This is a genomic window from Tepidisphaeraceae bacterium (assembly GCA_035998445.1).
GTDB lineage: Bacteria > Planctomycetota > Phycisphaerae > Tepidisphaerales > Tepidisphaeraceae > DASYHQ01.
On sequence record DASYHQ010000017.1, the window covers coordinates 192,707 to 207,037 of the forward strand.

General features: G+C 66.0%; 8 protein-coding genes. 3 read left to right on the top strand and 5 right to left on the bottom strand.

The genetic code is table 11. The features are described 5' to 3' along the window. Positions 1 to 631: 631 nt before the first annotated feature. Together VGN72_06280 and VGN72_06285 are read right to left on the bottom strand one after the other, a co-directional pair. Positions 632 to 5,389 carry a PQQ-binding-like beta-propeller repeat protein gene (locus VGN72_06280; GenBank protein ID HEV7298956.1) on the bottom strand — a complete coding sequence of 1,586 codons (4,758 nt, stop codon included), beginning with the start codon at positions 5,387 to 5,389 and terminating at the stop codon, positions 632 to 634. Positions 5,390 to 5,687: 298 nt separating this feature from the next. Continuing rightward, the gene (locus tag VGN72_06285; GenBank protein HEV7298957.1) at positions 5,688 to 6,671 is read right to left on the bottom strand and encodes an MTAP family purine nucleoside phosphorylase; all 984 of its coding nucleotides are present in this window, start codon (positions 6,669 to 6,671) and stop codon (positions 5,688 to 5,690) included. Positions 6,672 to 6,830: 159 nt separating this feature from the next. Between VGN72_06285 and VGN72_06290 the strand changes: the two genes are divergently transcribed. From VGN72_06290 to VGN72_06300, 3 genes are read left to right on the top strand one after another with little or no spacing between them, the layout of a single operon-like run. Continuing rightward, positions 6,831 to 8,183, top strand: a complete 1,353-nt coding sequence (locus VGN72_06290; GenBank protein ID HEV7298958.1) for an FAD-dependent oxidoreductase — start codon at positions 6,831 to 6,833, stop codon at positions 8,181 to 8,183. Positions 8,184 to 8,217: 34 nt separating this feature from the next. After that, on the top strand, positions 8,218 to 9,228 hold the full coding sequence (locus tag VGN72_06295; GenBank protein ID HEV7298959.1) for a cellulase family glycosylhydrolase: 1,011 nt from the start codon (positions 8,218 to 8,220) through the stop codon (positions 9,226 to 9,228). A 31-nt stretch (positions 9,229 to 9,259) separates the two neighbouring features. Beyond that, positions 9,260 to 9,751: an NADH-quinone oxidoreductase subunit C gene (locus VGN72_06300; GenBank protein HEV7298960.1), complete on the top strand. Its 492-nt coding sequence runs from the start codon at positions 9,260 to 9,262 to the stop codon at positions 9,749 to 9,751. 821 nt (positions 9,752 to 10,572) lie between these two features. Here the strand turns inward: VGN72_06300 and VGN72_06305 are convergent. The 3 genes from VGN72_06305 to purF form a co-directional block, all read right to left on the bottom strand. Continuing rightward, positions 10,573 to 11,598: a hypothetical protein gene (locus VGN72_06305; GenBank protein HEV7298961.1), complete on the bottom strand. Its 1,026-nt coding sequence runs from the start codon at positions 11,596 to 11,598 to the stop codon at positions 10,573 to 10,575. A 307-nt stretch (positions 11,599 to 11,905) separates the two neighbouring features. Then, positions 11,906 to 12,430, bottom strand: a complete 525-nt coding sequence (locus VGN72_06310) for an ankyrin repeat domain-containing protein (protein HEV7298962.1) — start codon at positions 12,428 to 12,430, stop codon at positions 11,906 to 11,908. Between the two features lie 306 nt (positions 12,431 to 12,736). Next, complete coding sequence (gene purF, locus VGN72_06315) at positions 12,737 to 14,179, bottom strand: amidophosphoribosyltransferase (protein ID HEV7298963.1); 1,443 nt, start codon at positions 14,177 to 14,179, stop codon at positions 12,737 to 12,739. Between the last annotated feature and the right edge of the window lie 152 nt (positions 14,180 to 14,331).

The following is a 14,331-nucleotide window of genomic DNA, read 5'->3' on the forward strand; positions in this document are numbered from 1 at the left end:
CCGTATTCTTTCTTCCATCTTTTATGGCCTAGGCATTCTTGCCTGTGTCTCTTCGGTTTTTTCTTTCCAGCCGGTGCGACGGACATTCTTGTCTGTCTCGTGGGAACCGTTGCGCGTCTATCGAATCGAAAGAGACGCGAAGTCGCGAAGGCGCGAAGCGGGACGCGAAGGAGGATCCGGAAGACAACACCATCTCCTATCGAGGCGGCGGTCTGGGTAAGGCAAAACGCGATTTCGTGCACCATTTTGCACCATTGTGCACTATCGGGTGAGGACGTGGGGATTCACCCTGCCAAGCGTGTCGGCTATTCAGTTGTCAAAGAGCATGCTATCCATCTCTACGCCCGCGCTGCGCGAATGACATCAAGTTAGCGCAACGCCCATTGTTTTCTTCGTGCCTTCCTTCGTGCCTTCGCGCCTTCGTGGCTCCCCACTTTGGATCGCGGATGCGCCGCGCGGCAGAGAAGAATGTCCGCCCTACCAAAGACAGAAGACAGGAAGAGGCACAGGCAAGAATGCATGTGCCACAGTAGATGAAAGAAAGAATACGGGGGGAGAGGCGGACGGGGGGAGAGACAGGCAGGAATGCCTGTCCTAAAGAAGAGAGCGGCCATCGCACGGACGGTTGCCTTTACTCGCTGCGCGCGCCGCGCAGGAAGTGCAGCTTCGCATCGCCCGTGCGGTAGTACAGGCCGCCGTCGACGGCTTGCCAGTCGGTGATGCCGGCCTTGTCGGTGATCACCTCCAGGTGGTCGATGATGCCGTTCTCCACGCCGTTCACGCGTTCGCGGTTGAAGGCCCACAGGCGGTAGCTGGGGACGGCCGCGTCGACGTTGGTCTGGCCCATCGTGTCCAACAGCACGACGTGGCGCGAACCGAACATCGCGCCGCGGACGGTGGGCGAACGCTCCATGTCGGCCAGGCTGGGCAGCTGCGTCTCGGGTGGCGCGGGGTTCACCAGGTCGAACGAGCGGTACGTGCGCGGCGAGATCGTGTACAGCTGCGTGCCCACCAGGCGCAGCGACACCTCCCACTCGCTGCCGCCGGTGGCCAACTGCTGCAGATGTTCGCGCTGCGTGAGCAGCGAGTAGACGCGCACGATGCCGCCGCCCGACAGCGCTGCGACCAGGCCATCGTTCACCACGAGTTGGTCGGGCGCCACCGCGCCGCTGAAGACCGCGTTGCCCGGACCACCCTCGGCCATGCGTTCGTTGGGTGGGTTGCCCTCCCACGTCTCGAACAGGTCCTTGGTCGCCAGCCGGTCGGCCAGCGTGTAGACCAGCACGCCCTGCCGCGACAGCGCGAAGTTCGCCAGTGGCGCGCCGGTGGCGGCCGAGAAGCGCGGGCGCCCCAGCACCTCGCCGGAGAACGTGTCGACCACCAGCAGCGTCGACGATGACTCGTCCGTTGCCCGCGCCACAGTGAACTCGTCCGTCGCCACCATCCGTTGCGGCCCGCGGTCGCTCAGGCGCACCTGCCACGCCAATTGGCCGTCGGTCAGGTCCAACCCCGCCAGCCGGCCGCTCGAGGTAAGCAGGACGATGCGCGAGTCGGTGGGGCGCAAATCGATGATCTGTTCCGGCCCGTCGGCCGGCGGCATTTGCTGTTGCTGCAGCTGCGCCTGCTGCATCGCCTGCAGGTTGCCGAACCGCCGGCCTGGGATGATGCGCGGCTGCGGCATGCCTTCCATCTCATCGATCGTCATCTCGTCCAGCTCGCGCCGGTCCTGCGGCATCGCGCCCAATGCCGGCAGGTCGCCCAGCGGCGCCTGCCACAGCACCTTGCCGTCGTCGGGCGACAGTCGCCACACCGTGCGATCCGACCAGACGACTAATTGCTGGCCCGTCCAAGCGGCGCCCAGCGGCTGGGCGTCCACCTCGGTGAAGTTCGCGAGCGGTTGATTAGCGCCCACCGTGTAGACGGCCAGCGCTTGGCCCGTCCAGGCGATCACGCGATCGTCGCGAGTCATGCCGGTCGCTGGCAGGACGAGCGACTGCACGTTCACGATCGCGGCCGATGGGTCTGCGGGCACGAACGCGCGCTTGTAGCGCTTGCGGTTCGTCGCCGGGTCGATCTCGATCTCCTTGCCCGCCAGCCGCAGGTCGGGCAGCGCTGCGGGCGTCGTCTCACTGCCGCGGGGTCGCAGCTCGTTCAGCACGGACATGAACGACTTGCCCGCCAGCTCCGTTCCGTCGGCCAGCTTCATCGGCTGGGTGAGCTTCGGGTCCTGGCCGTTCCGTAACGCGTTCTGCAGGCGCGGGATCGCCGAGTCAACGCCGCCGGGCAGCATGAGGTAATTTCGCGCCAATGCCTCGGTGATCGTGGCCCGCTGCAGGCCATCGCCGCTCTTGCGCAGCGCCTGGCGCAGCACGTGGGTCGCCAGCCGGTGATCGCCGGCCTGTTCGTACACCTGCGTTGCAGCCACGAGGGCGCGGGGCGCGACGTTGGCGTTCGGGTAGACCTGCGCGATGCCCAGCAGCGCCGCCGCGTCAGCGGCCTTGCGGGCGGCGTTGAACTTTTCCTCGGCCACCAGTTCGTAGGCCACGTACGGCTGCCGCGAACCGGCGGCAGCGAGCACGTCGTCGATGCGGCGTTCGGCGATGGCGGCGGCGCTCGTGGGGCCGCTGCGCTCGTCGAAGCTGGGCACCTTGCGCATCGCGTCGTCCGACAGCACCTCCTGGTACATGCGCACGGCGCTGGGGTACTCGCGCATCGACTCATACAGCCGCGCCCGCGCCAGCCGCCACGCCACGCCCTGCTGCGGTGTGGCGGCGGCGATCGCGGCGCGGTCGAAGAAGTCCGACGCCTGCTGACGTACCGATGGCGCCGTGGGTGGCATTTCGGCCAGCTTGTTGGCGAACGTGAGCGCGTCGTTGAATAACCGCTCGCGCAACGGCCCGGGTCGCAGCGCATCGGCGCCGCCCATCAACCCGATGGCCGCGTCGATCTTCTGCAGTGACGTCGCCACGTCGCCGGCCGCGAACATCACCTCGGCATACACGATGCGCGGCTCGGGATCGTTCGGGGCGGCGGCCTCGCGGGCGTCCCACTTCTGGCGCGCCAGCTGCCGGTCCATGTACACGTCCACCCGTCGCGGGCCCGCCAGCACGACGTGGTCGCCGACCACCAGCACGTTGCCCGGGCCCTCGCCGTCCGGATCGCTGCGATCCCACGCGGCCGGTGACGCGGGGTAGGTGCCCTCGGTCAGCACCTGGCTGTTGGCGATCTGAAAGCGGAACAGGCGTCGTTCGGTCGGGATGAAGACGTCGGTCTCGGTCAGGAACGGCCGGCCCATGAGCGGCCCACCGCCGCCCAAACCACTGCGGCAGGTGACGGACGGGTCGGCCGGTTGCGGATAGGTGGAGACGCGGAAGTTGTCGGGGTCGTACTTGCGCCAATCGATGCCGAGCAGCGACGCGTTGGCGTTGGCGGGCATCTGCGCGCCGCCGCGCGCCGTGGTGTTGCCGGCGACGATCACGCTGTCACCACTGACGCCGACGAGCGTGTCGAGCCCACCGAGGTGCCGGCGGGCGATGCGTTTGCTGATCGCGCCATTGCCGGCATCGAACACGATGACGTCGCGCGCGTCGACCGGCAACGTAAAGATATGCCCGTCGCGCACGATCGGCGGGTTGTAGGCCCACGGGGCCGAGGCGGTGGTGTCGGCGCCAGCGCCCATCATCTCGCCGTTCATGCGCATGGCCATCTGCGGGTTGAACATCGGGCCACGGTTGGCCGCGCCCTCGCCACCGCGCGGGTAGGTGGTCAGCCAGAGCAGGCCACCGCTGTAGGCGTCCAGCGCCGCGACGGCGCCGAGGTTGGTCGAGACGAACAACCGCCCACCGGCGAAGGCGACGTGGGCGTCGTTGTCACTGGCGATCGGCATGCCGCCCCAGGGCGAGTTGAAGACGCTTGCGCCGGAGATGTAGCTGGTCCACTTCGCCTTGCCGTCGGCCAGGTTGAAACAGATGACGTAGCAGTCCTCGAAGTTGGCCTGCTTGGCCGAGCGGCCGGTCACGTAGACGTTGTCGCCAATCACCAGCGGCGAGCCACCGAGCGCCATGGCGCGCTGCGCCTCGTCGGGCAGGTCGGCGGTGCTGGCGACCCAGCGCTGGGCGCCGGTGCGGCGATCGAGGCAGACGAGCTTCGTCTCCAGCGTTTGCCCCATGTTCATCGCGGCGCGGCGGTCGCCCTGGCCCATGATGGCGAGCACGGCGTCGTCGGTCACGGTGGTGTTGAGCTGACGCCCGCGCGCGCCGCCGAACGGCGCGGCGCCGGGCAGCGTGTAGCGGCCCTGAAGTTCACCGGGATAGGTGGTCGCCCAACCGGAGAGCGCGACGCCACTGTCGACGCTGACGGCGTAGACGCGCTGGCCGTCGTTGAAGAACAAATCGGGCCCGTCGACCACCGGCATCACGCCCGCGGCCTCGGCGTCGGACATGCGGCGCAGGTAGTCGTTGCGCCGCTCGCGCGACATCGCGCGCACCGCCGGCGACGGTAGTGGCGACGACAGATCGATGCCGAACATGCGCGCGCCCGGCCGACCGGTGACGGCCGGCACGCGCCCGCGCGATGGCCCGCCGCCCAGCGTCGGCCAACTGTCACTCGCCAGCGCAGCGGCGGCGCTGGCGGGCTCGGCCAATGCCTTCGCGAGCGTGTCGACGAGCGGAGCGGCTCCACCCGCGACCGTCGCGGTGGCGTCGGGGTGCTTGGCCTTCAGTTCATCCAGTGCTTTGGTGGCACCGGCGGCATCACCAGCGAGATGACGTGCCAGGCCGGCGCGAAACAGCACTGCGGCACGGTCGTCGGCCAGGTTCGGGTGGACCGCGAGCAGCCGGTCGGTCATCCAGATCGCCGATCCAAACTCACCGGCCGCCAGCGACAGATCGACGAGGCGCATCGACGCGGTCTTGCCGGCGTCGGTGACGAAGTAGTCGCGCTCGACCCTGCCCAGCACCGCGCGGTCGAACGGCGACGCGTCGAGCAGCGTCTGCGCCACCTGTCCGAACCGTGCCCGGTACGCCGCCAGCCCGTCGGCCGGCCATTCGGCCAATCGCCGCTGCACGAGGTCGGTCGCGCCGATGTACTGCTTGAAGTTGCCCGCGTCCGCGCCGGTGTTGGTCGGCACGATGCGCTGGCCGTGCTTCTCGATCACTTCCTGCAGCAGGTCCGCGGCCTTGCCCCACTCCTTCGATCGTTCCATGCGCTCGGCCAGCACGATGCGCTCGGTGACGATCGCCGAGTCGCGCACGTAAATGCCTGTGTCGGGCTCCAGGCCCGTGCCAGCCTCGTCGATGTCGATGTCGACGTCCACGCCCTGTGCCCACGACGGCACGACCGGCAACGCCCCGAAAATGGCGACAGCTAAAATGAGGCGACGGCTCAACATCTCTGGCACCTCACGCGCGGATAAAGACCCTCACACCCACCGGCCTGGTCGCTTCAGCGACCAGGTTTTCCCCCGTCGTCCCTCACCTCACCCCGAGAGCAGATTCAAAATCCATATCTGACGAAACACTCAACACTCACGTAACCGTCATCCTGAGGTACTCCGAAGGATCTCTTCCGTCCCACACACGACAGGAATACGGGGGAGATCCTTCGGAGTACCTCAGGATGACGAACTTGCATGGGGTGCACAGGTGCAAAACTGTCCCTTACCATCACCCTACAGAAGCCGACTCTTCTCACGCGCTAAAATACTTCCCCCACAACGGCTTCAACCGTTCCACTTCCTCTGCAGGAATCTGGTCCTTCTGCGACCAGATCCCCAGTTGCAACGCCGCGTGCGCCGGTGACGCCGGCAGCGCGTCTTTTCGCTCGGCGATCAGTTCGACCGATCGGCGGATCAGCCCGATCGCGTTGCCGCTGGCGGCCTTCAGGTTGCCGATGATCTCGTTCAACAGTGCGAACGGATCGTGCGGCTGCCCCTCGCCAGCCGGGCGGGCCTTCCAGCAATCATAGTCCGTGACCAGCGCGATCAGCGCGTAGCTGATTTCCGCCTCGCGCGCCAGCTTCGCCTCGGGCATCGCGGTCATGCCGATGAGGTCGCCACCCCACAGCCGGTGCATCAGGCTTTCGGCCCGCGTGGAGAAGGCGGGGCCTTCCATGCAGACGTAGCAGCCGCGGGCGTGGGTGGTGTAGGGCGAGGAACTAGCGGGACTGGGAGAAGGCGTTGCCGCGCCATTCGCTGAATCGGGACTGTTGGCCCCTCCTGACTCATCCGCCGCTCCCGCGGCGGCGTCCAGCACGATTTGACGCAGGACGGGGCAGAAGGGTTCAGCAAATTCCACGTGGACGGCAGCATTGTTGTAGAAGGTCGCGGGGCGCTTCGTGGTCTTGTCGATGATCTGGTCGGGCACGACCAAATCGCGCGGCTTGAATTCGTCGCGCAGCGAGCCGACGGCGCCGGTGGCCAGCAGGTGCGTCACGCCCAGCTGCTTCATCGCGAAGATGTTGGCCTGATACGGGACGGCCGACGGGTTCTTCAGGTGGCCCACGCCGTGGCGAGAGAGGAAGAAGACCGGCAGGCCGGCCCAGGTGGTCTCGAGGATGGCATCGGAAGGTGGACCGAACGGGGTGTCGATCGTGTGCCGCGTGACCGACGCCTCGCCGGCCAGCGCCTCGTGCATTCCCGAGCCCCCGATCACGCCAACACGCACTGAATCCATGCGATTAGCGTATGGCGTTCGAGTCAAAAGGCAACCGTAAACCGGGTAGGATTGAGGACCTTACACCCACACCATCGCACGCTTTTGCCAGATGACGTTTCGGGCGGGTTGGCTCACCGCGTTGACATTGGCGCGCCGCGCGGCCAAATACTGTCGATTGTGAATCAGTACACCTTTGCCCCGCGTCAGATTCCGCTCGATTCCTCCTGGGACGTGATCGTCGTCGGCGGTGGCCCCTCCGGCTGCACCTCCGCCGCCGCTGCGGCGCGCGAGGGGGCGAAGGTGTTGCTGGTCGAACAGACCGGCTCGCTGGGCGGCATGGGCACCAGCGCGCTGGTGCCCGCCTGGACGCCGTTCTCCGACAAGAAGGACCTCGTCTACCGCGGTTTGGCCGAGCGCGTGTTCACGACGGCTAAGCAGGGCATGGCCCACGTGAAGCCGACGGACGCCGACTGGGTGCCGATTGACGCCGAACGGCTGAAGCGCGTCTACGACGACCTCTGCACTGAATTCGGCGTAACGGTGCTGTTCAACACGTTCTTCTCCGCAGTCGACACCGACGGCGCGGGTCGGGTGACAGCACTCATCTTCAGCAACAAGTCGGGCATGACCGCCAAGCGCGCCAAGGTATACGTCGACTGCACCGGCGACGCCGATCTGGCCGCCTGGGCGGGGGCCGAGTTTCATAAGGGCGACGACAGCGGCGACCCGGCCAACCTGATGCCGGCGACGCACTGCTTCATCCTGTCCAACGTCGACGACTACGCCTACCGCACCGGCCCCGGCATGCACGCGGCCGCAACGAACTCGCCGCACCATCAGATCATGAAGTCGGGCAAGTACCCGGTCATCCCCGACATCCACTGCTGCAACAACTCGGTCGGACCCGGCTCGATCGGCTTCAACGCCGGTCACGTGTACGCCGTCGACAGCACCGATCCGGCCAACGTATCGAAGGCCCTGATGACCGGCCGGAAGATCGCGGCGGCGTATCGCGACGCGCTGGCGGAGTTTTACCCAGCGGCGTTCGGCAACGCGTTCCTGGCGCAGACGGGCTCGCTGCTGGGCGTGCGCGAGTCGCGCCGCATCGTCGGCGATTACGTGCTGACGCTCGAAGACTACATGGCCCGCCGGGACTTCGACGATGAGATCGCGCGCAACAGCTACTTTATCGACGTCCACGCGAAGGTGAAGGAAGCGTTCGACGACCTGTCCAAGGCCCACAAGTGGGAAGGCACCACCTTCCGCTACGGCCCCGGCGAGTCGCACGGCATCCCCTACCGCTGCCTGACGCCCAAGGGACTGGCCAACGTGCTCGTGGCCGGCCGCAGCATTTCGGCCGAGCAGATCGTGCAGGGCAGCGTGCGCGTGATGCCCTGCTGCCTGGCCATGGGCGAGGCTGCCGGCATCGCCGCAGCCAGCGCGAGCAAGCATGAGGTGCCGGACGTGCGCAAGGTCGACGTGCAGCACCTCCGCAAGCGCCTGAAGGACGAAGGGGCGTACATCAAGTAAGGCGACGCCCTTGGCAGTCCGGAGAAGCTCCCCCATGCCCGTCAATATCCGTCGCGGCGTAAACATTTCGCACTGGCTGAGTCAGTCAAACGCACGCGGGCAGAAGCGGCGCGACTGGTTCGGGCGCGACGACATGATGCGCCTGCGCGAGCTGGGCCTGGACCACATCCGCCTGCCGATCGACGAGGAACAGATGTGGACGACCGCCGGCGCCCGCGAGGCCGAGGCGTTCGACCTCATGCAGAGCGCCTTAGACTGGGCGGCGGCCGCGGAGATGCGGGTGATCGTCGATTTGCACATCCTGCGCACGCACTACTTCCAGGACGAATCGCCACCCCTGTTCACCCAGCCCGCTGAGGCCGAGCGTTTCGCCGGGCTGTGGGCCGACCTGTCGGACGCTCTACACACCCGCCCGCTGGACGCGGTGGCCTACGAGTTGATGAACGAGCCGGCCGCCCCCGATCCGGCCGACTGGAACCGCGTGGCGATGTACCCGTTCCGCGCCATCCGCCAGCGCGAGCCGCAGCGGACGATCGTCTTAGGGTCCAACGAGGGCAACCAGGCCAAAACGTTCGACCAGCTCGACGTGCCGCCCGACGAGCATTTGATCCTGACCTTCCACCACTATCACCCCATGCCGTTGACGCACTATCGCGCTGGCTGGACGAAGCACCAGGAGACGTACGCCGGCCCCGTGCACTACCCGGGCCCGTCGCTGTTGCCCGAGGACGAGGCGCTCGTGCCACCGGCCGACCGCGAGCATTACGCGAAGGTGAATAAGCCGTACGACCGCGCTTCGATCGTTGCCGACTTCGCCAAGCCACTGGCGGTGCGACAGCGGACGGGCCACCCGCTGTACTGCGGCGAGTTCGGGTGCATCAACCGGGCGCCCGACGAGCCGCGTTACCGCTGGTATCGCGACATGGTGAGCGTGTTCGACGAGTTCGACATTGCCTGGACGGCCTGGGACTGGCGCGGGCAGTTCGCGATCCTGGACGAGCACGGCCAACCGACCCTGGCGTTGCGCGGGTTGCTGGGAACGTGAAACGCACGGCCGACCGGGCTACACTGTTGCCGTGAGCCCTGCCGATATCATCACCCTGCTGCGCAACACGTTCGGCGACGAGCGGATCGTCGCGTCGTTCGCCGACAAGCACCCGCGCGTTCACGTGAACGCTGCCGACTGGCGATCGATCGCCGAGTTCCTGCGGTTTGACCCGCGGCTGTCGTTCGACTGGCTCGCGAATCTGGGCGGCATCGACTACGCCGCCGACGGCAAGATGTGCGTGCTGTACGATTTGTGGAGCTTCGACCTGCGGCACACGTTCGCGGTGAAGGTCTTCACGCCGCGCGACCAGCCTCAGGTGCCGAGCGTGGTCGACCTCTGGTCGGCCGCCGACTGGCACGAGCGCGAGACGATGGACATGTTCGGCGTCGGGTTCCCTGGCCATCCCGACCCGCGGCGCATCCTGCTGGCCGACGACTGGGTGGGCCATCCGCTGCGGAAGGATTACGTCTTCCCCACTGAGTACCAAGGCATCCCCGGCTCCGGCCCGAAGCCGCGGTGACGGGTCGCGCGAAATCCAGCCATCACGTTCGGTGCTTATCTCTGCAGGCACACTAGCCCACGTACACGTCTCAACCTAGCCGCTTCACCGACGGGCGAAACTGTGAGCCACAACACACGACTACGAAAGACTTTCGGTCTTTCTAGCTACGCGTGAAGCGGGGTTGGCGGCGGCGCCACCACGCCAATTCCTGCTACGGATTCCTGCGTTCCGACATATCGCGAGTGCGACGCGCGGAAGCGATGCACTGCGTTCGACCGCGCAGTTAACGTTAAGCAGCGACCGCGCGTAAGGGTTTCTATTCACGCGAGTTGCCTTCGGACCGCCTCGATGGGAGTGACTACGAAAAATTAGTTAGCAGCTGCTGATTAAGGGTAAATTCTGACTTGCATTTGTGTAGGTGTGGTATATGATTTCGCTCGTTCACCGGATGTGAACACGAAGACATTGATGTGCTAACGCCGTCACCGTCTTGTTGTCGGGGGTGATCCCCGCAGAAGGTTCCCCCCCTCCTTCTGCACCCCCCGACATTAAACTTCACTCTCAACCGTTCGGCCTCCCCTCCGAACGATTCACAAAGTTGAGAGCCCTCGCCGCGGATCTCCCCCGTCCGCGGCCTTTTTTTGCGCAGAATCAGGGCGCACGTTTTGACCCCTCCGGGTTGGAATGTTTGTTTGAACTAATTATTCCTCAAACGTCCGATATTCGGGAAGAACTGGCCGCTAAAGCGGCCAGTCCAGTGGTGTTTGTGGGGAGATCATGCTTGAGGCGCGGGGAGCGTGAGGTGCGTTACCGTTCGGTTCCAGTGTGCGGGTAGTCCGCTACGGTGCGCTGGCGTCGAAGTAGGCGCGAACGACATCACGATAGCGGTCCGGCACCGATTCCAATGAGACGGGTGTGGGCGCCGTGACGTCGCGACGCGAACCCGTGGGCAGTTCATCCATCGAACCCAGGTCGGTCGGTGAACGCTCATCGGTCACCCGGCCATTTTTCGACGATTCACCTTTACTGATAGCGATCGCGGTCAAGCCATCACCAGTGCCGTCGCGCGCGCCTTGAGGTTCTTCACGTCGAGCAAGCGGCCGTGCGGTGGCGGGATCGGCCGATGCGCTGGTGGCGTCGCTGCTGGTGGCGGCCTGCCCGCCTGCGGGGGTGGCGGTACTGGTGGACGACGCCGTGCCGCCAGTATCCGCGGTCGGGGTGGGATCGGTATTGCGAGTGATGGCCGAGCCGTCGGTGGACGTCGCCTCGCGTTGGGGCGTCGTGGGACGCCCCGTCGCAGTTGAACGCTGCCGCGGATCGTCCGATGAACTGGCCGTGACGGTCTCGCGAGACCCCTCTCCACGCCCGGCGACCGCGACGACCGCAGCCGGTTCGCTCGCGAGCGCCGCCAGCACGAGCGTCATCGCGGTCGCGATGCCGATGCCGCCCCAGGCGCGGGCGCCGAGGCGCTGCAGCAGCAGATCGTTGGCCCGCAGCGACCGCGCCCGCCGATCCGCCTGAGCGACGACCCCCTGCGCCCACGGCTCGGCGTGGTCCCGCAAGGTCATCGCCGTGCTGAGCAATTCGTGCAGGTTCAACTGCCGATCCGCCAGGCACGCTGTCTCAAACCGCGTCGGCCGAGTTGCGATGCCGCGCACCACGCCCGCCAGCGCCCCCGCCAGCAGCGTCGCGCCCACGACGGGCCACGCATCGCGCTGCAGGTAGACCAATCCCGCCGCCAGCGCGCTTGCCACCCCCGCGGCCACGCCAATGCCCAGCCCGACCGCCTCACCAATGCGCCACGCCGTCGCGCGTCGATGGACGCGTGCCAGGAAGCGCACGAGATCGGAATCACGGGTCTGCATAACGCATCACACGAGGAGAACGACCCAATCGAGCCGCTCAAGTATAGCATGCCCCCGCAATGCCGGACTGGCCGCTTTAGCGGCCAGTTCCCCACGCCCCCGCGTCCCCACCTTAGGCAAAGTCCGACGTATCGCGCGCTAACGAAACCCATGTCATCCCGATGGGAGCTTTAGCGACCTGAGGGATCTACCACGGCCGTGAATCGCTCGTCATTCGAGATCCCTCAGGTCGCCAGGGCTCCCATCGGGATGACAATCAGGCGCACGGGCGCTCACTTTGATCCGCCAGACAGTGCCTTCAGGTTCCCTACAGCACCTTCCCACCCATCGCGACGATCACGTCCGCATCCCCCAGCTGTTCGGCCAAATCGAACGCCGTGCGCCCGCGACGGTCCAGCTTCCCGGCATCGGCCCCGTTGCGCAGCAGCAGCTTGACGATCTGAGCCTGTCCACCCTGCACCGCGTAGTGCAGCGACGAGTAGCCGTTCCTCGCCTGCAGGTTCGGGTTGCCCTGCTTGGCCAGCATCATCTCCACAGTGCGGATCGACCCGCGCGACGACGCGACCATGAGCGGCGTCGTGCCGTTGGAATGCTTCTGGTTCGGGTCGGCACCGGCGTCCAGCAGGGCCTTGGCGGCGTTGTAACTGCTGTAGTGGGCGGCTGTGTACAGCGGGGAACGGTGGCCGTGGTGCTTCGTCGAGTTGACGTCCCTGCCGTCGGCCACGAGCTGGCGAATCTTATTCGGGTTATCCAGCTTCGCCGCGGCGTGCATGGGCGCCCAGATGCGCGAACTGCAACCGGTGCTTATACCCAGCGTAATGACAACGAACAAGAAAGAGACAACCTGCCGCGTGCGATGGTACTGCTTCAAGATGCGTGTGCTCCCCGTTGAGTTCGCGGCATCATAGAGCTGGAACCGTTGGCCGCAAGGTGAAACGAACCGGACCGTACCGCTCCGCCGCGGGGCTGCTCCGACCGTGGCATGGGCGTCTCGCCCATGCATGTGGATTGAAATAGCGATTGATTTAGTGGCAACCTGCTTCAACCGGAGCAGCCGTCACAAAATGAAGGTTCTCGGCCTCATTACAGGCATGCGAGACGCCCACGCCACGGTCGGAACGGCCGCCGTCCGTCACCGTTAAAACATCTTCAGCTGATCGCGCTCGAAGTTGAACTTCGCGGTCGGCTCGTCGATCGGAATCTTGTAGTGGCCGCTCCAGCAGGCGGTGCAGTACTGCTGCTTGTCGCGGTTCATCACCGACAGCATGCCGTCCAACGACAGGTAGGCCAGACTGTCGACCTCAAGGAAAGCCGCGATCTCGTCGACCGTGCGCTCGTGGGCGATCAGTTCAGTGCTGGTGGGGAAGTCGATCCCGTAAAAGCATGGATGCCGAATCGGGGGGCAGCTGACGCGCAGGTGGATCTCCTTGGCCCCGGCCCGGCGGATCGCCCGCATCTTCGAGCGCGTCGTCGTGCCGCGGACCACCGAGTCTTCCACGATCACCACGCGTTGGCCGGCGATTACATCCGGGATGATGTTCAGCTTCATCGCCACCGCCCGGTCGCGGGCGGCCTGGCCCGGCAGGATGAACGTGCGGCCGACGAACCGGTTCGGCACGATCCCCTCTTCGAACGGCGTCTTCGACTCCTTCGAAAAGCCGAGCGCGGCGCTGCGGCCGCTGTCGGGCATCGGCATCACAAAGTCGGCGTTCACCGGCGCTTCGCGCGCCAGCACGCGGCCCATCTGCTCGCGCACGATGTGCACGTTCTGCCCGAAAATCCGGCTGGCCGGGTTGGCGAAGTAGACGTGCTCGAACACGCAGTGCGCCTGCTCGGGCGCCGGCTCGCTGAACCGGCGGCTGCTGAGGCCGTCGTTGTTGATCGTCACGATCTCGCCGGGCTCGATCTCGCGCACGTAGGTGGCGTCGATCACGTCGAACGCGCACGTCTCACTCGCCACCACCCACTGCCCCGCCGCCGTCTTGCCTAATGAAAGCGGCCGAAAGCCCCAGGGGTCGCGGACGGCTTCGATGCGATCGGGAAACAGGAACAGCAGGCTGAACGACCCCTGCAAGTGCCGCAACACGTGGGGCAGCGGGTCGTGCTTGTTGATGTGCGTGGGCTTGGCCAGCAGGTGGACAATCACTTCCGTGTCCGTCGTGCTCTGGAAGATGTGGCCGTGCTCCTCGTACTGCTCGCGCAGCAAAGTCGCATTCACCAGGTTCCCGTTGTGCGCCACCGCCACCGGCCCCATGCGGAATTGCCGCAGTAAAGGCTGTGCGTTGCACAACTTACTGCTGCCGGTCGTACTGTAGCGCACGTGCCCGATGGCGGCGTGGCCGACGAGTTCTTCCTTCATCATGCGCGGCGTAAACACTTGGCTGACCAGCCCCATGCCCGCGTGGCCGTGCAGATCGGTACCGTCGGAGGTGACGATGCCCGCCGACTCCTGCCCGCGATGTTGCTGCGCGAAGAGGCCCTGATACGCGATGGCCGACGCATCGGGCGTCCCCCAGATGCCGAACACGCCGCACTTTTCCTTCTTCTCGTACTCTTCAAACTGGGGCAGCGAAACGGGCAAGGCGATCTCCGTTGTCCGTGGGAACTACTTGAGGCGTCACCGACGATCCCATTCTAGCACACCCGATCGGTCAACGGTATCGGACCGAACCCCCTCCACCTTGACCCGGTTGCCTCGCGTAAGGTGGGTCGGGTTCGTGGTCATGGCGTTCC

Bases quoted from the DNA above. Each gene is read 5' to 3' on its own strand.
- VGN72_06280 (HEV7298956.1), bottom strand. From the start codon at position 5,389: ATGTTGAGCCGTCGCCTCATTTTAGCTGTCGCCATTTTCGGGGCGTTG.
- VGN72_06285 (HEV7298957.1), bottom strand. From the start codon at position 6,671: ATGGATTCAGTGCGTGTTGGCGTGATCGGGGGCTCGGGAATGCACGAG.
- VGN72_06295 (HEV7298959.1), top strand. From the start codon at position 8,218: ATGCCCGTCAATATCCGTCGCGGCGTAAACATTTCGCACTGGCTGAGT.
- VGN72_06305 (HEV7298961.1), bottom strand. From the start codon at position 11,598: ATGCAGACCCGTGATTCCGATCTCGTGCGCTTCCTGGCACGCGTCCAT.